The sequence below is a fragment of the Xanthomonas sp. NCPPB 1068 genome (assembly GCF_041479385.2).
Taxonomy (GTDB): Bacteria; Pseudomonadota; Gammaproteobacteria; order Xanthomonadales; family Xanthomonadaceae; genus Xanthomonas; species Xanthomonas cannabis.
Genome location: NZ_CM192986.1, coordinates 26,189 through 50,723, shown reverse-complemented (window position 1 = coordinate 50,723; position 24,535 = coordinate 26,189). Strand labels below are relative to the sequence as shown.

Here is a 24,535-nt window from a genome sequence, read left to right as displayed (position 1 = left end):
ATCGCTTTCCTCCTATCGAGCAAGAGTGATCGACCTGGAATGGAATGCCTCAAGGGCGTCACGGTGAGCGATGCTGATGACAAGTGCGTCCGGCAGTTTTTCATCCAGAAGCGCGTAGAGACGCGTCTCATTGGCGGGGTCGAGTGCGCTTGTCGCTTCGTCCAGTAACACGACCTCCGGTGCATGCAGGAACACGCGCGCAAAGGCCAGCCGCTGCTGCTCGCCCGGCGAAAGTTGCTGCTGCCAGACAGCGGTGGTGTCGAGCTTTTCCGTGAGGCCCTCAAGGTGTACCCAGCGCAGTACCTGCCTGCACTGTTCATGCGAAAAGGTCCCATGAGGCGCGGGATAAGACAGGGCGTCGATCAGCGTGCCGGTGGGGACGTAACTTTTCTGCGGCAGAAACAGCGTGCGCGCGCGCGTTTGCGCGTTGAAGGACACGCTGCCTGATCCGTGCGGCCACAGCCCTGCGATGGCGCGCATCATCATGCTTTTGCCAACGCCGGACTCCCCGCGCACCAGCCAGCGTTCGCCTGCGCGGAAAACCAGGTCACCTGGAGCTGCCAACGCACTTCCATCGGGCCTGGCAAGTTGCAATCCCGAGGTCTCCAGCAAGGGACCGTTGGCGTCAGACTGCCGCTCCGTCAGCACGATGCCGCGCACTTCCGGCTTGCCAAGTTCGACATCGAAGGCACCGAGTCGCTTCACGGCAGAAGCCCAGATGAAGAAACTACCGCTTTGCATCTGCCTGGCGAACCACGAAAGCGCAATGGCGATTGCCATCACGGCGGCGCTGATCTGGGTGAACTTTCCGTAGTCTATTTCGCCGCGCATGTACTGGCTGTAGCCGGGAATATTCATCCCCAAGCCCACCAACCGCTGGTAGAACATGACGACAAGCATCATTGCTGCCGTCGCAATCATGATGGACCGCCAGTTGAGGACAATCCGGTCAAATAATCCGTTGAGGCGGACCGCTTCAGCCCGAGCGCCATCGTAAAGCGCAACTTGCTCGGCATTCATCCGGATGTTGGCCATTGCAAAACGATAATCCGCCTCCTTGCGCTGGCGGTCGATGTTCAGCCTCACCAACGGGCGGCCGACTGCAATCATCGTGGCCAGAAAGCCGAGCATAATGATCCAGGTGGACCAGAAGATGCCGTTGGGCAATGAAAGAGACGTTGCCTTCCATGTCAGTCTAAGGGCGCCCCCAAGACCCCACAAGACGGTGCTGTACGCAATCACCCGCGTGATCTGGTACGCAACGTCGGAGAACAGCGCCAGCGTCTGATCGACCATCAGAAAAACATCTTCGGAGATCCGCTGATCCGGGTTGTCGACGGAGCCATCCCGCTCCATCCGGTAATAGTTGTACTGCGATAACCAGCGATCGGCAAAGTGCCGAGTCAGCCAGACGCGCCAGTCGATCTCGATCCACATGCGCAAATAGCTTTGGGAAATGTCGAGAAGGACTGTCCCCAACGTGATGACCAGCAAGACCAGTGCCGTGGATTGCAGTTTGGTGAGGTCCTTGGCGACAAGGGCATTTGTTAGAACCCCGGAACGATCATTCAGGAACACGGCGGCCTTGGCCTGAAGTAGCAGCGAGCCGACGAAAAGTGCAAGCAACACCCACGCTTTGGTGGAGGCACGCGTGCGCCAGAACGGTGCCACCAGTTTTGCGAAGGCAATCAGCAGGTGGCGATTGCCCCCGGCCCCCTGGGCGCTAGCAGCGCCTGGCGAGATCTGGCCGCTCATGCCAGCACCTGCGATGCTGCAGTCAGGCGAACCGACCTGGAATGGAATGCCTCAAGGGCGTCACGGTGAGCGATGCTGATGACAAGCGCGTCCGGCAGTTTCTCATCCAGAAGCGCGTAAAGACGCATTTCATTGGCGGGGTCGAGCGCGCTTGTCGCTTCGTCCAGTAACACGACCTCCGGTGCATGCAGGAACACGCGCGCAAAGGCCAGCCGCTGCTGCTCGCCGGGAGAAAGTTGCTGCTGCCAGACAGCGGTGGTGTCGAGCTTTTCCGTAAGGCCCTCAAGGTGCACCCAGCGCAGTACCTGCCTGCACTGTTCATGCGTAAAGCTTCCACGAGGCGCGGGATAAGACAGGGCGTCGATCAGCGTGCCGGTGGGGACGTAACTTTTCTGCGGCAGAAACAGCGTGCGCGCGCGCGTTTGCGCGTTGAAGGACACGCTGCCTGATCCGTGCGGCCACAGCCCTGCGATGGCACGCATCATCATGCTTTTGCCAACGCCGGATTCCCCGCGCACCAGCCAGCGCTCGCCCGCGTGGAAGGCAAGGTCGCCTGGTGCTGCCAGTGCAGTGCCGTCTGGCCTGGCTAGCTGCAATCCCGAGGTCTCCAGCAACGGGCCACCGGTGACGGACTCCCGCTCCGTCAATGCGATGCCGCGCGCTTCCGGTTTGCCAAGTTCGATGTCGAAGGCATCGAGCCGGTGCACGGCAGACGCCCAACGATAATATTCACCCGATGCGGCCAGATTCAGCAGGGTCGTAAAACCATTGATGACCATCATGAACGCGAATCCCACGACGTACAGATTCGCAAAACTCAGGCTGCCGTTTAAATAAGCCTGTATGCCGACCAGCGGCATGCTCAACACGAGTAACGATTGAAAGCCGGACTGGAAACCGACAAGGCGAACCTGGAAACGAATAATGCGGTGCCAGTTGTCTGCGATGGGGGCCAACAGACGCGATGTCCGCTGCAGCTCCGCGCCTTCGCCGCGATATAGCGCGATTTGCTCAGCGTTCGAGCGCATCGCCGCCAGGGCGAATCGCAAGTCTGCATCCTTGCGCTGCTGCGCCACGCTCAGCCCTACAAGAGGACGGCCAATGGCAAAGCCCAATGCGGTCACCACGATCGATATCACCAAGGCCAGCAGGAACGTGCCGCCCGGAACGACCCACGAGACGCCCAGGAACCGCAGATCCAGCGCCCCACCCAAGGAGAGAAGGACCGTGGCATAGCCCACCAGTCTCATCAGGTCCTGGCCCACAGTGGTGAACAGCAGTGTCGAGTGGTCGACGAGCTGGTAGGTATCGTCTGCAATCCGCTGGTCGGGATTGTCGGCCCCGCCTTGGCGCTCCATCCGATAGAAGTTGGCGTTGTCCAACCAGCGGCTCTGAAACCGGCCGACCAGCCACTTGCGCCAATCGATCATGATGGACTGGCGCAGCCATTCGAACAGCACGAAGTTGGCTGTCATGATGCAGACGAACAGGAAGTAGTGGCCCGCAACGCGAAGTATTTCCTGCTCGTTGCGACTGACGAACTGTCCCGATAGTTCGCCATTCAACTTTGTAATCTGAACGCCGAGGATCGCCTCGACAGCCATGCTCGCAAGAATGAACATGACCGCGACCCAGGCTTTGCGTGATGACTGCATTGTCCAAAACGGCGCCATGACGCGCCGCATGGCGCTGCCTATGCTGCGTTGTTTCGCATGGTGGTCAGGCGTTTCATCGATTACTGCGGTGGTTTCATCGGGGTTAACTTCGGACGTCACCTGTTAATTTCGCCTTTTACGATCTATCTCAAATCAGCCCCGACTTGGTGGTGAGTGAGCTGCGAGAATTAAAGTAATTCATTGAAATTGCGGGCTCAACTGTAGATGAGCAGATTTGCTTTATCAATGCCCGGCTCGGTTAAAAAATGGGTGGGTCCGTTATCTGCATTTTTGATTCGAAATTGGCTGGATAATGCGCAGCCGTTTGCGTGGCGACCAGAAAAACCGGCTGCGTTTGCAAGCCGTTGCCGCAATTAAGGAGTGCGCGCGCAATGCCGTACGCGGCGGGTCATCGGGGTGAGAGGGCGATTGGTCCACTGCCTTGGGGTAGCCCGATCTCCAGCGCAGGCACCGGGGTGTGGGCTGAAAACGATCGACGCTTTCAAGGGTCGCTGCTGCACTCGCAGGCCCCGGCCTCCCTGCAGCAGGGCGTTGGAGGCCGGAGAGACACACTGTGCGCAGGAAGCGGAGCGACGTGCGTTCATCGGCACGCCTACCCCTTCAACACCAGCGACCCCTCCGGGTATCTGTCGCACATGAAGTCCACGAAGGCGCGCACCTTGGGCGCCGCCAGCCGCCTGGAGGTGTGCAGCACCCACAGTGCGGGTTCGGCATTGGCGATGGTGCCCCACTGGATCAACTCGCCGCGCGCCAGTTGCTCCCATGCGATCGACTGCGGGAGCAGCGCCACGCCGCCGCCGGCGATGGCGGCGTCGCGGACCATCAGGAACGAGGAAAGCCGCATCCGCGGAATCGGCTCGAGGACCAGGCGGCCCCCATCCAGCGTCCAGGTGGTGGGCTCGAAGCTCGACATCACCACGCCTGGCACCTGATGCACTGCATCGCCTGACGGCATCGCGATGGACGGTGCGGCCACCACCACCAGGCGGTCCCTGGCAAAGCACCGGCCGACCAGGTTGCTGTCCGGGCTGGGGTTGATCCGGATGGCCGCATCGAATTGCTCTTCCACCAGATCGACCGTGCGGTCTTCGGCCACCACGTCCAGGGTGATCTCCGGATAGGCCGCGCAGAAGTCCGCACCGATGCGCCCCATCGCCAGTTGCGAGAACAGCACGGGCGCGGCCACGCGCAGACGTCCGCGGGGGACGGCGCTGCCCTCGCGCGCAGCGGCCATTGCCTCGGCCAGTTCGAGCAGCGGCAGTTCCGTGCGTTCCATCAGCAGCTGGCCGGCGTCGGTAAGCCTGAGGCCACGCGCGCTGCGCTCCACCAGCCGCACGCCCAGCTGGTGCTCAAGCTCGGCAATGCGTCGCGACAGGGTCGCCTTCGACCGGCCACTGGCGCGGCTGGCCTTGCCCAAGCCCTGGTTGGCGGCCACCAGCGAGAAGTCGGTCAGTGCATTGAGGTCCATGGTGTTCCAGCTTTGAGACGGGGCGTCTACATCGTGGCGTCTTCGTCTTGGAACCGCAACGGCATAAGGTCTGTTCACCGCCACTCACCCCGAGCACTGCCATGAACACCACAACCCAACGCGCTGTCCTGATCCGGGCCTACGGTGGCGCCGACGCCGCCGAGCTCGCCACCGTCCCCACACCGCTGGCAGCACAAGGCCAGGTGCTGGTGCGCGTGCATGCCGCCGGCGTGAACGGCATCGACTGGAAGGTCCGCGCCGGGCTGGTCCGCGAGGTCTTTACGCTGCCGCTGCCGATCGTGCTGGGCGCCGAACTGGCCGGTGTGGTCGCAGCCATCGGGCCCGGCAGTACGCGCTTCCAGGTCGGCGACCGAGTGATGGGCACGCTGGCCACGCTCGGTGCGTACGCCGAATACGTTGCCGTCGACGAGGCCAGGCTGGCCCGCATCCCGGACGGGATGGATGCTCCTCAGGCCGCCGCCCTGCCATTGGCCGCCGTCTCTGCCTGGCAGAGCCTGCACCATGCGGGGCCGCTACGGGCCGGGCAGCGCATCCTGATCCATGGCGCCGCCGGCGGGCTGGGTGGTCACGCCGTGCAGTACGCCAAGCGCGCGGGCGCCGAGGTGATTGCCACCGCCGCGACGCCACACCTGGCGTATGTGCGCAGCCTGGGCGCAGACCAGGTCATCGACCATCGGACGCAGCGCTTCGAAACCCTCGTGCATGACATCGACCTGGTCCTGGACTACGTCGGCGGCGAGGTACTGGACCGTTCCTGGCAGGTGCTGGCGCCGCACGGTGCAATCGTCGGCACCAGCTCGCCGGACATCCTGGCCCGTACCCCTCCCGGTCGCCGCGGCCTGTGGTTCGTCAACCAGCCGGACGTCGCACTGCTGGAGACGCTGGCCGCAGAGGTCGTGACCGGCGCGCAGACCTCCACGGTCAGCGAGGTCGTCGGCTTCGCGCAGATCCCGCAGGCCATCGAACGCAATCGCACCGCCTCACGCGCCGGCAAGGTCGTGGCGGACCTGTCGCGCTGAGTTACCCGTTCCCCGCATCCACCCATCATCCACAACAGGAGAGTCACATGAGCATTCTTGTCACCGGTGCCACCGGCACCATCGGTTCCCTCGTCGTCCAGGGCCTGGCCGAGGCCGGCGCCCGGGTCAACGCGCTGGTGCGCCAGGCCGGCAAGCGCACCTTTCCCGCAGGTGTCACCGAGGTCGTGGCCGACCTCACCGACGTGGCATCGTTGCGCGCAGCGCTGTCATCGGTACGCACCCTGTTCCTGTTGAACGCGGTGACCCCCGACGAAGTGACCCAGGCGCTGATTGCCTTGAACCTTGCCAAGGAGGCGGGCATCGAGCGCATCGTCTATCTGTCGGTGATTCATGCCGACACGTTCACCAACGTGCCGCATTTCACCGGCAAGCACGCGGTCGAACGCATGATCGAACAGCTGGACATGCCCGCCACGATCCTGCGGCCTGCCTACTTCATGCAGAACGATGCCACGGTCCAGCAGACCATCCAGGACCACGGCCTCTACCCGATGCCGATCGGCGCGGCGGGTGTGGCCATGATCGATACCCGCGACATCGCCGCGATCGCCGTGAGCGAGTTGCTGCGGCGCGACCGGGCGACTGCGGCGCTGGAGCGCGTCACGCTCGAGCTGGTCGGCCCGCAGGCACTGACCGGCACGGACGCTGCAAAGGTGTGGAGCGCAGCGCTTGGGCGCGAGATCGCCTATGCCGGGGATGACGTGGCCGCCTTCGAAGCGCAGCTGGCCACCTATGGCCCGTCCTGGCTGGCGTACGACATGCGCCTGATGATGGCCGGCATCCAGCGCGGCGGCATGCACGCCGCCGACGGTGCGGTGGACACGCTGCAGGCCATTCTGGGGCGCCCGCTGCGCACCTACGAAGCGTTTGTGCGCGAGGCCACGGCGCAAGGGTGAACCGGTTGCACCGCACGCGCGTGTCGTATGCGCTTGCGGTGCACCGGTGCCTGCCAGCCGCGTTGCAGATGCCCTGACGGCCTGCAGCGCGGCCGCGTTGTTTCACCACACCGCACGGTCGTGCCGGCGGCGCTGCGCAACACCGGGTGATCGATAGCGTCAACGCGCGGCGACGGGCAGCAGGGCCAGGCGCTGTAACGCGCCGACCACCGCATCAAAGAAGGTGACGCACCACCGCGACAACCACCTGCATGCCCAGCCCACGCATCACGCGGTGGCCAGCGCCTTGCCAACGGCACGCGCACCCGGGCCACACATCAGCCAATGCCGGCGCAGCCGTCTTCATGCCACACCAACAACGGATTCTTCACGCTTGCGCCATTCTTCCGCTGGAGACGCCCGATGATTCGCACCCTCGCCCCGCTCGCCGCCGTGCTGCTGCTCTCGGCCTGTGCCTCCAACCAGGTCGCGCAGGTGCAACCCATCGATGGCGTCATCTCCGGCCAATGCCATATCGAAAAGGTCCGCGGCGTCGTGGGCCTGGCCGCAGCCGCGCAGACCATCGAGCGCGCGCGCGTGGACAGCGACAGCCTGCAGGTGAGCGTGCGCCGCGGCGAACGCACCACCGGCGGCACCACCGCCAGCGGCCTGGCCGACCCGGCGCAGGGTGCCAGCGAAAGCGGCGGCGACCACCTGAGCATCGAAACCGGCCCGACCAACAACATCACCGCGGTGTATTGCGGCTGAGGAATCGGGAATCGGGAATCGGGAATCGGGAATCGGGAATCGGGAATCGGGAATCGGGAATCGGGAATCGGGAATCGGGAATCGGGAATCGGGAATCGGGAATCGAAAAGCATCGCGGCTTTTCGGTCCCGGGTCGCTCCGCTCACTTGCGCCTGGAAGCGCCCTTTGTCGCCGTCTTGAGCTTGGCGCGTGAGGCGGTGAGGAACTTCAGCGTGGCCGCCTCCCATTGCCGCTCGCCGCGCACGCCACTGGCCATGGCCTGCAGCTCGCCGGCGCGCCAGCCTTCGAACACGCAGGGGTCGATGTAGGCCTTGCGGCACACCGACGGCGTATTGCCCAGCGCGTCAGCCACCTCGCGGATGACATCGTTCTGCACCTGCTTGAGCGCGCGCTCGCTGCTGCGCTCGGGCAACGGCAGCCGCGCCAGGCGCTGCAGCGCCGCCAGCGTGCCGCCCCAGGTGCGGAAATCCTTGGCGGTGAAGTCCTCGCCCATCGCCTCGCGCAGGTAGTCGTTGACCTCGCCCGAGTCCACCGGCTGCAGCTGGCCATCGTCGTCGCGGTACTGGAAGAGCGACTGCCCCGGCAGTTGCTGGCATTCACGGATCAATTTGACCAGGTGCTTGTCGTCCACCTCGATCTCGTGATCCTGCCCGCTCTTGCCGCGGAACTTGAGCCGTGCACGCCCGCCCTTGAGAAACTCCATGTGCCGGTTGCGCAGCGTGGTGAGCCCGTAGGAGCGGTTGCTGCGCGCATATTCGGCATTGCCCACGCGCACCAGGGTGTCGGCCAGCAAGGCCACCACGATCGCCAGCACCTTCTCGCGCGGGAAGCCCGGCAGCGCCAGATCGCGTCGCAGGCGCCGCCGCAGTTTGGGCAATGCGGTGCCAAAGGCGATCACCCGCTCGAACTTGCCTTCGCCACGCACCTGCGCCCAATCGGCGTGATAGCGGTATTGCTTGCGCCGCCGCGCATCGCGGCCGGTGGCCTGCAGATGCCCGTTGGGCTTGGCGCAGATCCATACCTCGGTGTACGCCGGCGGGATGGCCAGCGAGCGGATGCGCTGCAAGGTGTCCGCATCGGCGATGCGATCACCGTCGGCACTGCGGTAGCTGAAACTCTTGCCTGCCTTGCGCCGGCTGATGCCGGGCTGCTGGTCGTTGACATAGATCAGCCCGGCCGCGCGTGCGGTGGCCTTGGCCTGCGCGACGGCGGCCACGGTGGCGACGGCAGCGCCGGCCACCGCCGCACCGGTGGCGACGCTGGCGAGCTTGCCGACGGTGCTGGCCGTGGTGGCGGCATTGCGAAGAACACGTTTGGCTTTCATTGCGCACACGTCGAGGGACTGGCGCCGATTGTTGGGCCGGGCAGGACTAGGCCGCGTCAACGCAACGACAACGCCGTGTGGGCACGCGATGCCGTCGCGCGACTTTGTGCTTATGCTTGGGGCATCCCCCTTTGCTGGAGTCATCGATGCGCGCTGTCCTGCCTATTGCCCGCCTGGCCTGCACCCTGGTCGTGCTGACTGCATTGACCGCCTGCAACAAGCCGCAACCCGATGAGCAGGAAGCGGTCACCGCCACTGCCCAGCATGCGGCCGAACAAGCCTCTGCGCCTGCGCCGGATGCCGCGCCGGACGCCCCGCCGATCGGCAGTTGCGATGCCACCCAGGTGCAATCGCTGGTGGGTCAGGCGTTGACCGATGCGGTGAGCGAACAGGCACGCAGCGATGCGGGCGCCAAGTCGGTGCGCGTGCTCAAGCCCGGTCAGATGACCACCATGGAATTCAACGGCGAACGGCTCAATCTGGAAGTGGACGCCAAGAACGCCATCGCTTCGGTGCGCTGCGGCTGAGCATGCCCTGGCGCCTGTCGCCGGACAGGCGCCAAGCCAGCTGGCACAAGGGCTTTCAGCCGGTCTCGTTGCAGCTGTAACGGTGTATTGCGGCACCGCATCAACTGTGGTCTAGTCGATCATCCGGTGACCTCTTCGAAACGCTCCACGGATCGAGCGCTGCAACGTCGTCGCCGCTCTCCTAGATCGCAACGAGGCACACATGGCCCCCCGCACTCGCCAAGGGCTCCACGACTACGGTCTCTACAACAGCGTGCGCGATGAGCGCGACGCCTGTGGTTTTGGCATGGTCGCCCAGCTGGACGACCAACCTTCCCGCTCGCTGGTGGATACCGCGATTGCGGCGCTCTCGCGCATGACCCACCGCGGCGGTGTGGCGGCCGACGGGCTCACCGGCGATGGCTGCGGCTTGCTGATCCGCAAACCCGATGCGTTCTTGCGCGGGCTGGCACGCGATGCCGGCATCACCCTGGGCACGCGCTACGCGGCCGGTGTGGTGTTCCTGCCGCTGGACGAGGCCGAGGCCGCGCGATGTCGCGCCGAACTGGAAACCCAGTTGCACAGCGCCGGCGTGCAGTTCCGTGGTTGGCGCGTGGTGCCCACCGACGACAGCGTGTGCGGCCAGCTGGCCCGCGACACCTTGCCGCGCATCGAACAGGTGTTTGTCGATGCCGGCGCCGAACAGACCGAAGACGGCTTCACCCTGGCGCTGTTCCTGGCGCGCCGCCGCGCCGAGCAGGCGCTGCATGCGGTCGAAAATTTCTACGTCACCACCCTCTCGCCCAATGGCATCAGCTACAAGGGCATGGTGCTGCCGGACAAGCTGAGCACGTTCTACCCGGACCTGCAGCGCAGCGACCTGTCCTCCAGCGCAATCGTGTTTCACCAACGCTTTTCCACCAACACGCTGCCGCGCTGGCCGCTGGCGCATCCTTTCCGCCTGCTCGCGCACAACGGCGAAATCAACACCATCGAAGGCAACCGGCGCTGGGCGCAGGCGCGCAGCAAGGTGTGGCAGACCCCGCGTTTCGATATCGCCGAATTCGACCCGGTGATCTCCATGCACGGCTCCGATTCGCAAAGCCTGGACAACATGCTGGAGCTGCTGATCGCCGGTGGCATGGACCTGCTGCAGGCGCTGCGCATCCTGGTGCCGCCGGCGACCCAGTCGCTGGAGTTCAAGGACGCCGATCTGGCTGCGTTCTACGAGTTCTATGGCCTCAACACCGAGCCGTGGGACGGCCCGGCCGGCATCGTGGCCTGCGACAGCCGCTATGCGGCCTGCATGCTCGACCGCAACGGCCTGCGCCCTGCCCGCTGGATGCTGACCTCCGACCGTCATTTCCTGGTGGCCTCCGAAGCCGGTGTGTGGGAACTGCCCGCCGAGCGCATCACCCGCAAGGGCAAGCTGGGCCCGGGCGAGATGATGGCGATCGATCTCAAGCGCGGCGACCTGCTCGATTCGGACGCCATCGACCGCATCAACCGTGCGCGCGCGCCGTACAAGCAATGGCTGCAGCAGGGCGTGACCTACCTGCAGACCGAATTGATCGACCCCTCGCTGGTGGAAGAACCCTTCAGCGAGCAGACCCTGCGCAGCTACCACAAGCTGTTCCAGCTCAGCACCGAGGAAGTGGAACAGGTACTGCGCCCGCTGGCGGAAACCGAGCAGGAAGCCACCGGCTCGATGGGCGACGACACCCCGATGGCGGTGCTCAGCCGCCAGACCCGGCCGTTGTACGACTACTTCCGCCAGGCCTTCGCGCAGGTCACCAACCCGCCGATCGACCCGCTGCGCGAAGGCATCGCGATGTCGCTCACCACCCAGCTCGGCAAGGAGACCAACATCTTCCATGCCGGCGCGGAGACGGTGAACCACGTCATCCTCAACTCGCCGGTGCTCAGCCAGCGCAAGCTGCGCCAGCTGCTGAAGATGGAGCAGTACGTCGAGCGCAACCGCCTGATCGACCTGTCCTACAGCGTGGAGGAAGGCCTCAAGGCCGGCCTGGAACGCATCTGCCAGGAAGTGGAAGCCGCAGCGCGCGCCGGTGCGGTGATGCTGCTGCTCTCGGACCGTTACCCGGTGCCGGACCGGCCGATGGCGCATGCGCTGCTGGCCACCGGCGCGGTGCATCACCACCTGTGCAAGGTGGGCCTGCGCTGCGACGTCAACCTGATCATCGAAACCGGCACCGCGCGCGATGCGCATCACATGGCCTGCCTGCTCGGCTTCGGCGCCACCGCGGTGTACCCGTACCTGGCCTACCAGACCCTGTTCGACCTGGGCCGGCGCGGCATCCTGCAGTTGAGCAAGGGCGGCGAGCAATCGCAGATCGGCCGCCGCTACCGCAAGGGCATCTACAAGGGCCTGTCCAAGATCATCTCCAAGATGGGCATCTGCACTATCGCCAGTTATCGCGGCGCGCAGTTGTTCGAGATCGTCGGGCTGGACCCGGACGTGGTGGAGCTGTGCTTTGCCGAGACGCCTGCACGCATCGGCGGTGTGGGCCTGGCGCGACTGGACACCGAGGCGCGCGAGCTCACCGCACGCGCCTGGAACGACCAGCTCAAGCCGGAAGTGGGCGGCCTGCTCAAGTACGTGCACGGCGGCGAGTACCACATGTACAACCCCGACGTGGTCATGACGCTGCAGCGCGCCACGCGTACCGGCGATGCCGGCGACTGGCAGAAGTACGTGGACGCGGTGCATTCGCGCCCAGCCTCGACGCTGCGCGATCTGGTCCAGCTCAAGCGTGCCGACACCCCCACCCCGCTGGATGAAGTCGCCCCCGCAGCCGATGTGCTGCGCCGTTTCGACAGCGCCGCGATCAGCCTGGGCGCGTTGTCGCCCGAGGCACATGAAGCGCTGGCCATTGCGATGAACCGGCTGGGCGGGCGCAGCAATTCCGGTGAAGGCGGCGAAGACCCGGCCCGCTACGGCACCGAGAAGCGCTCCAAGATCAAGCAGGTGGCCTCCGGCCGCTTCGGCGTGACCCCGGAATACCTGGTCAACGCCGAAGTGCTGCAGATCAAGGTCGCCCAGGGCGCCAAGCCCGGCGAAGGCGGCCAGCTGCCCGGCCACAAGGTCAACGAACTGATCGCCCGGCTGCGCTACGCCAAGCCCGGCATCGGCCTGATCAGCCCGCCGCCGCACCACGACATCTATTCCATCGAAGACCTGGCCCAGCTGATCTACGACCTCAAGCAGGTCAACCCCACCGCGCTGGTGTCGGTGAAGCTGGTGGCGCATGCCGGCGTCGGCACCATCGCCGCCGGTGTGGTGAAGGCCGGCGCCGATCTGATCACCGTGTCCGGCCATGACGGCGGCACTGGTGCCAGCCCGGTCAGCTCGATCCGCTATGCCGGCGTGCCGTGGGAACTGGGCGTGGCCGAGTCGCACCAGGCGCTGGTGGCCAACGACCTGCGCGGCCGCACCATCCTGCAGACCGACGGCGGCCTGAAGACCGGCCTGGACGTGGTCAAGGCCGCGTTGCTGGGCGCCGACAGCTTCGGCTTCGGCACCGCGCCGATGATCGTGCTGGGCTGCAAGTACCTGCGCATCTGCCACCTCAACAATTGCGCCACCGGCGTGGCCACCCAGGACGAGCGCCTGCGTGCCGGCTACTTCACCGGCCTGCCGGAGCGGGTGGAACACTTCTTCCGCCTGCTGGCCGACGAAGTGCGCCAGTGGCTGTCGTACCTGGGCGTGCGTTCGCTGGACGACATCGTCGGCCGCACCGACCTGCTGGAGCAATTGGAGGTCTCGCCACGCGCCGGGGTCAAGGTCGATCTGTCGCGCCTGCTCACCCATGCGCGCTACGACGGCAGCCACTGCGCCGCCCAGCGCCTGTACGAATCGCCGGACAGCCTGGCCACGCAGATGGACGGCCTGCTGGCCGATGCGATCGCCAACAAGCGCGGCGGCGACCATCGCTTCCTGATCCACAACACCGACCGTTCGATCGGTGCGCGGCTGTCCGGTGCCATCGCACGCGTGCACGGCAACCACGGCATGAGCGATGCGCCGTTGAACCTGCGCTTCCGCGGCACCGCCGGGCAGAGCTTCGGCGCGTTCAATGCCGGTGGCCTGCAGCTGGAGCTGGAAGGCGAAGCCAACGACTACGTCGGCAAGGGCATGGCCGGCGGCCGGCTGGTGGTGCGCCCGCCGCGCGGCGCGCGCTTCGAGGCGCGCAGCACGCCGATCGTGGGCAACACCTGCCTGTACGGCGCCACCGGCGGCGAGCTGTTCGCGGCCGGGCGCGCGGGCGAGCGCTTTGCGGTGCGCAACTCCGGCGCGCTGGCGGTGGTTGAAGGCGCAGGCGACCACTGCTGCGAATACATGACCGACGGCGTGGTGCTGGTGCTGGGCAAGGTGGGCCTGAACTTCGGCGCCGGCTTCACCGGCGGCCTGGCCTATGTGCTGGATATCGAGCGCGACTTCGTGGACCGCTACAACCACGAGCTGATCGACATCCACCGCGTCTCCGCCGAAGGCTTCGAGAACCATCGCCAGCACCTGCACACCTTGATCAGCCGCCACCGCGAGCTCACCGGCAGCATCTGGGCGCAGCAGATTTTGGACGAGTTCCGCGACTACATCGGCAAGTTCTGGCTGGTCAAACCCAAGGCCGCCAGCATCGAGTCGCTCACTGAGTCGCTGCGGCGCGCCGCCTGAGTTGTGCTCCCTTCTCCCGCAGGCGGGAGAAGGACTGCAGTCGCAATGCTGGCAGCACATCGTCAGAGTCGTCGCAGTGCTCCCCTCTCCCGCCAGCGGGAGAGGGGTTGGGGGTGAGGGCGCAGGCCCGCCACCCCTCATCCGCCCCTTTGGGGCACCTTCTCCCGCGTGCGGGAGAAGGACCGCAGTCGCAATGCTGGCAGCACATCGTCAGAGTCGTCGCAGTGCTCCCCTCTCCCGCTGGCGGGAGAGGGGTTGGGGGTGAGGGCACAGGCCCCGCCGCCCCTTTTCCGCCCCTTCGGGGCACCTTCTCCCGCAGGCGGGAGAAGGGAATCAGCCACGGATTTTCTTATGAGCCGCAAGCAAGCCTTCCAATTCCTCGACCTGCCCCGGACCATGCCCACGCGCATCCCGGTGGAGCTGCGTACCTCCGGCGACTGGGGCGAGTTGTACGGCAAGTTCGACAAGGCCGACGCGCAGTACCAGTCCGGCCGCTGCCTGGACTGCGGCAACCCGTATTGCAGCTGGAAATGCCCGGTGCACAACGCCATCCCGCAGTGGCTGCAGCTGGTGCAGGAGAACCGCATCGAAGAAGCCGCCGCGCTATGCCATTCCACCAACCCGCTGCCGGAAGTGTGCGGGCGGGTGTGTCCGCAGGACCGCCTGTGCGAAGGCAGCTGCACGCTGGAGGAATTCGGCGCGGTCACCATCGGCGCGGTGGAAAAGTACATCGTCGATACCGCCTTCAAGATGGGCTGGCGCCCGGACCTGGGCAATGTGCAGCCCAGCGGCCACCGCGTGGCGGTGATCGGCGCCGGCCCGGCCGGGCTGGCGTGTGCAGACCGGCTGGTACGTGCCGGTATCGAGGCGGTGGTCTATGACCGCTATGAGCAGATCGGCGGCCTGCTGCAGTTCGGCATCCCCAGCTTCAAGCTGGACAAGTCGGTGATCGGCAAGCGCCGAGACATCCTGGAAGGCATGGGCGTGCAGTTCCGCCTGGGCGTGGAGATCGGCAAGGACGTCAGCATCGAGCAGCTCCTGGGCGAATACGACGCGGTATTCCTGGGTACCGGTGCGTACCGCTACACCGACGGCGGCCTGCCCGGGCAGGACCTGAAGAACGTGCTGCCGGCGCTGCCGTTTCTGGTGCAGAACAGCCGCATCGTCAGCGGCAACGACCCGCATGGCCGGCCGATCGCCGGCTGGGAAGACCAGCTCGCCCTGCCCGACCTCAACGGCAAGCGCGTGGTGGTGCTGGGCGGCGGCGACACCGGCATGGACTGCGTGCGCAGCGCCATTCGCCTGGGCGCGGCCAAAGTCACCTGCGCGTATCGCCGCGACGAGGCCAGCATGCCGGGCTCGGCGCGCGAGGTGGCCAACGCACGCGAAGAAGGCGTGCGCTTCCTGTTCAACCGCCAGCCGCTCTCGATCGAATCCGGCGCCGACGACGAAGCCATCGGCGTGACCGTGGTGGAAACCAGGCTGGGCGAACCCGACGCCAGCGGCCGCCGCAATGCGGTACCGGTGGAAGGCAGCGAATCGCTGCTGGAAGCGGACGTGGTGATCATCGCCTTCGGCTTCTCGCCCACCCTGCCCGACTGGCTGGCATCGCAAGGCGTGGAGGCCGGCAGCAACGGGCGCATCGTCGCCCCATCCGATGGCCATGGCCGCCTGCCCTACCAGACCAGCAACCCGCGCCTGTTCGCCGGCGGCGACTGCGTGCGCGGTGCCGACCTGGTGGTCACTGCTGTGGCCGAAGGCCGCGACGCGGCAGGAAGCATCGTGCAGATGCTCGGAGTGAAGGCGCAGGTCAAGGAGCCGGCAGCGGCCTGAGATTCGGGGCCCGCTCTTAATTGCTCGTAGCCTGTCTGCTGATCTCGACTGCCGACACCGAGGCTTCTGCGCAGGCCTAAGCGTGTCCGGGATCGAATAAGTTGCGATTCGATGGCGTGCCCCTCTCCATTGCAGAGAGAACAGACTGGCATCGAGTTCGCTGCGGCAGCGCAAGGGCACCGCAAGAGTGCCGTCTGCGCATGGCCATGCAGTCGTAGCAGATGGAAAATCCAGGGGGCTTCGAGATGCCGGAGCAGTGCGCTGCGCGGCTGCGCTACCCCACTAGCGCAATGCCACCATCTGCGTTGTATTGCAGTGCAGATGGTGGCATCACACCCTGCCGCAATCGCGAATCAGGCCGCCTTGTCCAGCGAGGCCATGTCGATCACGAAGCGGTACTTCACGTCGCCCTTGAGCATGCGCTCGTAGGCCTCGTTGATTTCGTCGGCGCGGATCGTTTCAATATCCGAGACGATGTTGTGCTTGGCGCAGAAATCCAGCATTTCCTGGGTCTGGCGGATGCCGCCGATCAGCGAGCCGGCCAGGGTGCGGCGCTTCATCACCAGGTTGAACACGCTCGGTGACGGATGCGACTGCTCGGGCACGCCCACCAGCACCATCGCGCCATCACGCTTGAGCGCGTTGAGGAACGGGTCCAGGTTGTGCGGCGCGGCCACGGTGTTGAGGATGAAATCCAGGGTGTTGTACTGCGCGGCCATCTGCGCCTCGTCCTTGGAGATCACGACCTCGCTGGCGCCCAGGCGCAGCGCGTCGGCGCGCTTGCCCTCGGAAGTGGTGAACAGCACCACGGTGGCGCCCATCGCCTTGGCGATCTTCACCGCCATGTGGCCCAGGCCGCCCAGGCCGACCACGCCCACCTTCTGCCCGGGGCCCACCTTCCAGTGCGCCAGCGGCGAATAGGTGGTGATGCCGGCGCACAGCAGCGGTGCCACCGCAGCCAGGTTGTCCGAATGGGAGATGCGCAGCACGTACTTCTGGTCGACCACGATATGGTCGGAGTAACCGCCGTAGGTGTTCTCGCCGCCGCCGAACATCGGGCCGTTGTAGGTGCCGGTAAAGCCGGCTTCGCAATATTGCTCTTCGCCCTCCTGGCAGGAGGCGCAGCTGCGGCAGCTGTCGACCATGCAGCCGACGCCGGCCAGGTCGCCAACCTTGAAGTCGGTCACGGCATCACCCACCGCAGTCACGCGGCCAACGATCTCGTGACCGGGAACGGACGGGTACAGCGTGTTGTGCCATTCATTGCGTGCGGTGTGCAGGTCCGAGTGACAGACGCCGCAGTAGGCAATGTCGATCTGCACATCATGCGGGCCGGGCGCGCGCCGTTCGAACACGAACGGGGCAAGCGGCTGGTCGGCGGCTTGGGCGGCAAAGGCGTGGGCTTGGCTCATGGAATACTCCGGGACGTTGCGTCACCCGCAACAGATGCGGGCGACAGGAAAACAGTGGCGGTAGCTTAAGACAGCGTCCCGTCGCGCTCATGCGACAGTGCGTCTTGTGTGTCCTCTTGCGAACGCTACCGCCGGCGCATCATGCGCTGCGCCGGGTTTTTGCGCGATCAAATCCAGGGTGCGCGCGTGAATGGCACGCTAACGTGCAAGCTTCTAGGCTCATCGGGCAGCCGATCGCCCTGCACCATCTCCTGCTGGCCGTGCCCTCCCCCCGCGGCCACCCACGTCGATGCCGAAGGAGGCTTCCATGTTTCGCGCTCCCCCGCTGCTCCCATTCTTGCGCAATGCCGCGCTTGCACTGACCTTGCTGGCGGCCCTGCCGCTGGCGCAGGCCAAGGAACCTGGCCGTCCCGGAAAAGAGTCCACCGGCCTGAAATATGTCGGGGTCAATCTGTCCGGTGCCGAGTTCAACTCGCGCAAGAAGCCCGGCACCTTGTTCAAGGACTACACCTACCCGTCCGCGTCGGACTTCAGCTACTTCGCCGGCAAGGGCATGAATACGATGCGCCTGCCCTTTTTGTGGGAGCGCCTGCAGCCCGAGCTCAACGGCAACCTGGATGCGGCGCAGCTCGGACTGATCAAGAAATCGCTCGAAGCCGCCAAGGCCAACAAGCAGTACTTGATTCTGGACCTGCACAACTACGCCAAGTACGGCGGCCAGCGCATCGGCACCAACGAGGTTCCCGCTGCCGCACTGGCCGATCTGTGGCGCCGGCTGGCGCTGGAGTTCAAGGACGACAAGGCGGTGATCTTCGGGCTGATGAACGAGCCCAACGGCATTTCAGCCCCGGACTGGGCCAACGCCGCGCAGGGCGCGATCAACGCGATCCGCAAGACCGGCGCCAAGAATCTGATCCTGGTGCCGGGCACCGCTTACACCGGCGCGCACAGCTGGCGCAGCACCAGCTACGGCGTCTCCAACGCCAAGGCGTTGGAAATCCTCAAGGACCCCGGCAACAACCTGGCCTTCGAAGCGCATCAGTATCTGGACAAGGACTACAGCGGCACCAAGCCGGTGTGCACCAGCGATTCGGTGGGCGAAGAAAAGCTGCGCGGCTTCACCGCGTGGCTGCGCGAGAACAAGCAGAAAGGTTTCCTGGGCGAATTCGGCACGGCCAACAATCCGGTCTGCGACAAGGCACTGGAAGGCATGCTGACGTATATGGAACAGAACAGCGACGTGTGGCTGGGCTGGACCTGGTGGGCTGCCGGCGCGTGGTGGAAGCCGGATTACCCGTTCACGGTGCAACCGGGCAAGGACGGCAGCGACAAGCCTCAGATGCGCATCCTGAGCAAGTACGCGCGCCGCGCCGGAAAGTAACCGGCCTCGCCTGCACGGGACGGTGGCCGCAGCGCGCAGCTGCGGCCATTTCTTTTGCGCCAACGTTGCACTGCGACGCGCTAGCCGTGATGGCGATGTTCGTGGCGGCGGCACCGCCACACCGATCACCTCGACCAGTGCAGGTGACTTTTCCCGCGCCGCCAGCAAACACGGCAGCGTTCGCTGGCGCCGGATCGATCGCCGCATTGCGCCGCCGTGAGGCGATCAAGGCGCACATCTGAATCCATGCGATGCATCGACCGGATCGACGCGCCCCCGGCCGTGTAACTGCGATTGACCGCACAGCTTCGCTGTCCGATACCTAGCATCCGTAGTTTGCGTGCGCGCATACGCCTACTGTGGTGACGGATGCGTCATCGTGGCGCACGCGCGCCAACAACGCGACGCATCGCCCTCTGTCGGTCTTTAGGAGTTCCCCCATGCTGTCCCCCACTTCCCACACGCATGCGCTGCGTCGCTGCGTGCTGCCCATGCTATTGCTCGCTGCCATGCCGTTTGCGCATGCACAAGGCACGACCGGCCTGAAGTATGCCGGCGTCAATCTCTCCGGCGCGGAAATCAAGTCCTCGCAAAAACCCGGCGTGCTCAACGTCGACTACCTGTACCCGGCTGTTGGCGATTACAGCTATTTCGCCGGCAAAGGGATGAACACCATTCGCCTGCCCATCCTGTGGGAGCGTCTGCAACCCAAGGCCGGCGGCGAACTGGATCCGGCGCAGCTGGCGTTGCTCCGGCAGGCCGTCGCCAACGCCAAGGCGGCGAAGATGTACCTGATCGTGGATGTGCATAACTACGCCAAGTACTACGGCAATAAGGTCGGCACGCAGAAGGTGCCCATCGCCACGCTGACCGATCTATGGCGACGCCTGGCCATTGCGTTCAAAAGCGACAACGCGGTGATCTTCGGGCTGATGAACGAGCCCTACGACATCAACCCGCAGTCCTGGGCTGCCGCCGCGCAGGCATCCATCGACACCATCCGCAAGACCGGCGCCAATAACCTGATCCTAGTCCCGGGCGCGCTATGGAGCGGCGCGCATAGCTGGTACTCCACAGTGGCCGGGCAATCCAACGCGGTGGCGCTCGCCACTCTGCGCGACCCGCTCAACCGCTATGCGATCGAAGTGCACCAGTACCTGGATACGGACTCCAGCGGCACCGTTGGCGGATGCGTCAGCAAGGAGATCGGCGTCAAACGCCTGGAAAGTTTCACCCAGTGGCTGCGGATCAACAAAAAACGCGGTTTTCTCGGCGAATTCGGCACCGGCAACAATGTCACCTGCAATGCCGCGCTGGAAGGCATGTTGAAGTACATGGAAACCAACAACGATGTATGGACCGGCTGGACCTTCTGGGCTGCGGGTAAATGGTGGAACGGCAAATACCCCTTCAACGTGCATCCGGACGCGCAGGGACGTGACAAGCCGCAGATGTCGATCCTGAGCCCGCATGCCAGGCGGGTGACCAGGATCCCTTAGTCCCACGCGGAGGTGCGAGGCACCGCCGTGACCTGCAGCACCTCGCCTCCACCGTGCGCCAGCCGCATGGCGGCGTCATGGCGCCAGTGCACTGGCGCCATGTGATCGGCAGCAAGCGCGTCCGTACGACGTTATCTCGACAATTCGCGCCGTCGCCGCAGCAGCGAAGGCGCTAGACCACCTTGCAATGGCGGCGGTCGTATCAACGCGCTATTACGCGCAGACCATTTCGAGATCTGTGACTGCGATCCAGTGCACACATTTACTTCACATTTACTCGGCTAGGCATTTGGGCACAGCAGATGCATTGGAAGGGACAGATGCGGCGCACCTCGCGCAGATCGTCCACAGCGGGTCGCACGCATCGCCCCCCGCCGTCGAAGGAGTTGTTCCATGTCTGCTGTGCCTCTTGCGCTGCTCAATTTGATCCGTGGCGCGCTGTTGTTCTCCATGCTGTGCATTCTGCCGCTGGCCAACGCGCAAACGCGCGTGCTCACGTATGCCGGCGTCAACCTGTCAGGCGCCGAATTCGCATCGTCGAAAAAACCCGGCGTACTCAACAAGGACTATATGTATGCCGCTGCCAGCGATTACACGTATTTCGCTGGTGTCGGCATGAATACGATCCGCCTGCCCATCCTGTGGGAACGCCTGCAACCCAGCGCGCGCGGCGAACTGGACCCGGTACAGCTGGCACTGGTGCAGCAGGCCGTGGCGCGTGCCAAGGCCTCTGGCATGTATCTGGTGATCGATATCCATAACTACGCCAAGTATTACGGCTACAAGATCGGCGGGCCGGAAGTTCCGGTGGCCACGTTCACCGATCTGTGGCGGCGCCTGGGGCTGGCATTCAACGGCGACAACGCGGTGATTTTCGGGCTGATGAACGAGCCGAACAATATCTCCGCCAGCGAGTGGGCGGGCGCGGCGCAGGCTGCCATCGATACCATCCGCAGGACCGGCGCCACCAATCTGATCCTGGTGCCCGGCGCGTTGTGGACCGGTGCCCACAGCTGGTATTCGCCGACCAACGATGGGTATTCCAACGCCACCGCACTGGCCTCCATCTACGATCCGCTCAATCGGTATGCGTTCGAAGTGCATCAATATCTGGATATCGATTCCAGCGGCACGTCCAGCGTCTGCGTCAGCTCCACCATCGGCGCCGAGCGCCTGCGCAACTTCACCGAATGGTTGCGCATCAATCGCAAGCGCGGCTTCCTCGGCGAATTCGGCACCGCCAACAACGCGGTCTGCAACGAGGCGCTACGCGGCATGCTCGGGTACATGGAAAGCAATGCGGACGTGTGGCTGGGCTGGACCTGGTGGGCCGCCGGCTCGTGGTGGAACCTGTCGTATGCCTACAACGTGCATCCGAACAAGGACGGCACCGACAAACCGCAGATGACCATCCTCTCGCCGCAGGCGGCACGCGCCACGCGCGCACCGGTTGCTGCCGCCCGCGTACCGGTTGCGGGTAAAACACGCTGACCAGACCCGTATCGTCGAGCCGCCGCAAGGCGGCTTTTTTGAGCACGCTGAAGTGACGGAAACCCGCTCGGCAAATCCGCCAGGCGCAAGGATGTAAATCGACAGTGCAGGGCAGGTGAAACAGCCCATGGTGATGTCAGTTAACTGAATTTCCCGCATGGAAGAGGCCGGGTTTTCACCCTGTCACGATCCACCCGCGGCGAGCATGGCGGCACTTCACAGCAGGAGCCTCTCATGGCACATCGCATGATGACCACCGCACTGATCGGCGCGCTGGCGCTCGTTTCGCAAGGCGCCGTCGCACAGGAAGCCGCCAAGCCGGCCAAGGCACTGACTTCCAACGAAGTCACCAGCATGCTGGCCGCCAAGGGTTACACCAAGGTGCACGACGTCAAGTTCGAGCACGGTGTCTGGACGGCCGATGCCCGTAGCGGCGACGGCAAGGATGTGGATGTCCACATCGACCCGGTGACTGGCCGTGTGTATGGCGACCAGACCACCTCGCGCCTGAGCGAAGCCGATGTCCGCGCCGCGCTGTCCACCGGCGGCTATGCCGACGTGCACGACCTGAAATTCAAGGACGGCTTGTGGAAGGCCGACGCCAAGCGCAACGGGCAAAAGGTCGAGCTGCACGTCGACCCCGACGATGGGCATGTGGTCAGCGTGGATAACGACTGAGCACGCTCAACGTGCATCGACGCGTAGGCGTTTGAGCGGGTAGGGCGGTGCGCTGTTGCAAGGTGCAGCGTGCACGATGCGACAGCCAGGCCGCCTAGCCGCTTTGTTAGCGGCGACTGAGCCGCCAGCCTGCGAACGGTTGCGACCAATGCGCACGCAGTCGCTGTAAAAAAAGGGCCTCCCGATCGGGAGGCCCTTTGCGTTGGCGGCACCCACTGGTCATCTACCGCACTGATACTTGCCACCCATGCGCCGCCGTGGGGCCGGCAGCGCATCCGCATGACTCAGCGGGCAGGCGCGGTGTCCTTCGATTTGGCGCCTGGCGTGCTCATGCGCGCTGCGTCCGCGTCGCCATCGGCCTGCTCGGCCGCCGCCGCCGTGCCTGCGGCTGGCTTGTCGGCCATCATGCGGTCGCGGGCGGCCTTGAACGGGTTGCCGGGATACCAGTTGGGCCAGCGCTCGCCGGCGGCGACCTCCTTGCCGACGCCGTAGACCACCTGGAGGTCTTCGATGGTTCCGTCCAGCTTCCAGGTGGCTGCGTCGTATTCGTCGCCGGGGGCATGATAGCGATGGCGGCCATAGTCCTCGGCCGCGGCACGTCCGGCAGCGGTGCCGCCCTCGCGCAGGTCTTCGCCGCCATCGGCATACAGCGCCGGCACGCCGGCCTTGGCGAAGTTGAAGTGGTCCGAGCGGAAGTACGAGCCGCTTTCCGGGGTGGCTTCGGCGTGCAGGCTGCGGCCCTGCATCGCGGCAATCGGCTTGAGGATGTCTTCCAGCTCCGAGCTGCCCATGCCGACCACGGTGACATCGCGCGCGCGCCCGGCCACCGACATCGCATCCAGGTTGATCACTGCGGCAATCTTGTCCAGCGGGAAGCTCGGGTTGGCCACGTAGTACTTGGAGCCGAGCAGGCCGGATTCTTCCAGCGTCACCGCCACGAACACCACCGAGCGCGCCGGCTTGGGGTCCTGGTGCGCGAAGGCGTCGGCAATTTCCAGAATCCCGGCCACGCCGGTGGCGTTGTCCACCGCGCCGTTGTAGATGTTGTCGCCGCTTTCGCCCGGATGCTTGCCCAAGTGGTCCCAGTGCGCCATGTACAGCACCGCCTCGTCGGCATGGCTGCTGCCGGGCAGCACGCCGACCACGTTGCGCGAGGTCTTCTGCGCGATGGTGCTCTTCAGGTCCACCGACCAGCTGGCCTTCAACGGCACCGGCTTGAAGCCGCGCTTGCTGGCGTCCTTGTAGGCCTGTGCCAGGTCCAGCCCGGCATTGGCGAACAGCTGCTTGGCGGTGTCGGCGCTGATCCAGCCCTGCACCGGCAGGCGCGGGTCCGGGTCGTCCTTGGCCGGCAGGTCGTATTGCGGGCCGGACCAGGAATTTTTCACCACGTCCCAGCCGTAGCTGGCACCAGGCGTGTCGTGCACGATCAACGCGGCGGCCGCGCCCTTGCGTGCGGCTTCCTCGAACTTGTAGGTCCAGCGCCCGTAGTAGGTCATGCGCTTGCCGTCGAACAGCTTGGCATCGCCGGTGTGGAAGCCGGGGTCGTTGACGAACATCACCACCGTCTTGCCCTTCCAGTCCTGGCCGGCGTAATCGTTCCACTGCTGCTCGGGCGCATCCACGCCGTAGCCGACGAACACCAGCTCGCTGTTGTCCAGCTTGACCTCCGGCTGGCCGGTGCGGGTGCCGACCACGATGTCGGTGCCGAAGACGAGGGTGCGGGTCTGCTCGCCGCTGCGCAGGCTCGGTGCGGTGGCCGCATCGGCGGTGGTTTCCACCATCGGCACATCCTGGAACCAGCTGTCGCCGTTGCCCGGCTGCAAGCCGATGCGCTGCATCTGGTCGCGGATGTAGGTCACGGTCTTTTCTTCGCCGGGCGTGCCCGGGCCGCGGCCTTCGAAGTCGTCCGAAGCCAGTGTCTTGACCAGCTCGGCAAAGTCGCCGGCGGTCAGCTCCGGCGAGAACGCGTGCCGGCTGACCGGTGCGCTGGGTGCGATGTCCACCGGCGTTTGCGTCGCCGGTGTGGCCGGCGTGTCGGCAGCGTCGCGCTTGCAACTGGCCAGGGCCAGGGTTGCGGCCAGGCACAACAGGATCTTGCGGGGCATCGGAACT

At 65.2% G+C, this 24,535-nt stretch carries 16 protein-coding genes; 10 read left to right on the top strand and 6 right to left on the bottom strand.

The window, feature by feature from the left end; genetic code table 11:
- Positions 1–12: 12 nt before the first annotated feature.
- The 3 genes from ACCQ12_RS00195 to ACCQ12_RS00185 all read right to left on the bottom strand — a co-directional run bounded on the left by ACCQ12_RS00195 (position 13) and on the right by ACCQ12_RS00185 (position 4,899).
- Entirely contained in the window at positions 13–1,755 is a 1,743-nt protein-coding gene (locus ACCQ12_RS00195) for an ABC transporter ATP-binding protein/permease (protein WP_372382628.1), read from the bottom strand.
- Entirely contained in the window at positions 1,752–3,530 is a 1,779-nt protein-coding gene (locus ACCQ12_RS00190; RefSeq protein WP_372382627.1) for an ABC transporter ATP-binding protein/permease, read from the bottom strand. Before ACCQ12_RS00190 ends, ACCQ12_RS00195 begins: the two co-directional genes overlap by 4 nt.
- Before the next feature lie 493 nt (positions 3,531–4,023).
- Complete coding sequence (locus tag ACCQ12_RS00185; RefSeq protein WP_372382626.1) at positions 4,024–4,899, bottom strand: LysR family transcriptional regulator; 876 nt, start codon at positions 4,897–4,899, stop codon at positions 4,024–4,026.
- Between the two features lie 101 nt (positions 4,900–5,000).
- On the opposite strand from ACCQ12_RS00185, the gene ACCQ12_RS00180 reads away from it, so the two are divergent.
- The 3 genes from ACCQ12_RS00180 (at position 5,001) to ACCQ12_RS00170 (ending at position 7,603) form a co-directional block, all read left to right on the top strand.
- A complete protein-coding gene (locus ACCQ12_RS00180; protein ID WP_372382625.1) occupies positions 5,001–5,939 on the top strand; it encodes an NADP-dependent oxidoreductase in 939 nt (312 codons plus the stop codon).
- 47 nt (positions 5,940–5,986) lie between these two features.
- On the top strand, positions 5,987–6,856 hold the full coding sequence (locus ACCQ12_RS00175) for an NmrA/HSCARG family protein (RefSeq protein WP_372382624.1): 870 nt from the start codon (positions 5,987–5,989) through the stop codon (positions 6,854–6,856).
- Positions 6,857–7,258: 402 nt separating this feature from the next.
- Positions 7,259–7,603, top strand: coding sequence for a hypothetical protein (locus ACCQ12_RS00170; protein WP_372382623.1), 345 nt, complete (start codon positions 7,259–7,261; stop codon positions 7,601–7,603).
- Between the two features lie 142 nt (positions 7,604–7,745).
- Here ACCQ12_RS00170 and ACCQ12_RS00165 read toward each other — a convergent pair whose 3' ends face one another.
- A complete protein-coding gene (locus ACCQ12_RS00165) occupies positions 7,746–9,017 on the bottom strand; it encodes a DNA topoisomerase IB (protein WP_372383677.1) in 1,272 nt (423 codons plus the stop codon).
- A 56-nt stretch (positions 9,018–9,073) separates the two neighbouring features.
- Between ACCQ12_RS00165 and ACCQ12_RS00160 the strand changes: the two genes are divergently transcribed.
- The 3 genes from ACCQ12_RS00160 to ACCQ12_RS00150 all read left to right on the top strand — a co-directional run bounded on the left by ACCQ12_RS00160 (position 9,074) and on the right by ACCQ12_RS00150 (position 15,962).
- Positions 9,074–9,454, top strand: a complete 381-nt coding sequence (locus ACCQ12_RS00160) for an I78 family peptidase inhibitor (protein ID WP_047697031.1) — start codon at positions 9,074–9,076, stop codon at positions 9,452–9,454.
- A 202-nt stretch (positions 9,455–9,656) separates the two neighbouring features.
- Positions 9,657–14,129, top strand: a complete 4,473-nt coding sequence (gltB, locus tag ACCQ12_RS00155; RefSeq protein ID WP_372382622.1) for a glutamate synthase large subunit — start codon at positions 9,657–9,659, stop codon at positions 14,127–14,129.
- Positions 14,130–14,480: 351 nt separating this feature from the next.
- The gene (locus ACCQ12_RS00150; protein ID WP_166744711.1) at positions 14,481–15,962 is read left to right on the top strand and encodes a glutamate synthase small subunit GltD family protein; all 1,482 of its coding nucleotides are present in this window, start codon (positions 14,481–14,483) and stop codon (positions 15,960–15,962) included.
- A 353-nt stretch (positions 15,963–16,315) separates the two neighbouring features.
- On the opposite strand, the gene ACCQ12_RS00145 is transcribed toward ACCQ12_RS00150, so the two are convergent.
- Positions 16,316–17,374 carry an NAD(P)-dependent alcohol dehydrogenase gene (locus ACCQ12_RS00145; protein ID WP_047697037.1) on the bottom strand — a complete coding sequence of 353 codons (1,059 nt, stop codon included), beginning with the start codon at positions 17,372–17,374 and terminating at the stop codon, positions 16,316–16,318.
- A gap of 307 nt (positions 17,375–17,681) precedes the next feature.
- Here ACCQ12_RS00145 and ACCQ12_RS00140 point away from each other — a divergent pair, with 307 nt between their 5' ends.
- The 4 genes from ACCQ12_RS00140 (at position 17,682) to ACCQ12_RS00125 (ending at position 22,423) form a co-directional block, all read left to right on the top strand.
- Complete coding sequence (locus ACCQ12_RS00140) at positions 17,682–18,755, top strand: glycoside hydrolase family 5 protein (RefSeq protein ID WP_184441934.1); 1,074 nt, start codon at positions 17,682–17,684, stop codon at positions 18,753–18,755.
- 440 nt (positions 18,756–19,195) lie between these two features.
- Complete coding sequence (locus tag ACCQ12_RS00135) at positions 19,196–20,254, top strand: glycoside hydrolase family 5 protein (RefSeq protein WP_372382621.1); 1,059 nt, start codon at positions 19,196–19,198, stop codon at positions 20,252–20,254.
- Positions 20,255–20,647: 393 nt separating this feature from the next.
- Positions 20,648–21,745: a glycoside hydrolase family 5 protein gene (locus tag ACCQ12_RS00130; RefSeq protein WP_372382620.1), complete on the top strand. Its 1,098-nt coding sequence runs from the start codon at positions 20,648–20,650 to the stop codon at positions 21,743–21,745.
- 234 nt (positions 21,746–21,979) lie between these two features.
- Complete coding sequence (locus ACCQ12_RS00125; protein WP_047697046.1) at positions 21,980–22,423, top strand: PepSY domain-containing protein; 444 nt, start codon at positions 21,980–21,982, stop codon at positions 22,421–22,423.
- A 284-nt stretch (positions 22,424–22,707) separates the two neighbouring features.
- On the opposite strand, the gene ACCQ12_RS00120 is transcribed toward ACCQ12_RS00125, so the two are convergent.
- Complete coding sequence (locus tag ACCQ12_RS00120) at positions 22,708–24,528, bottom strand: M28 family metallopeptidase (protein WP_372382619.1); 1,821 nt, start codon at positions 24,526–24,528, stop codon at positions 22,708–22,710.
- Positions 24,529–24,535: the final 7 nt, after the last annotated feature.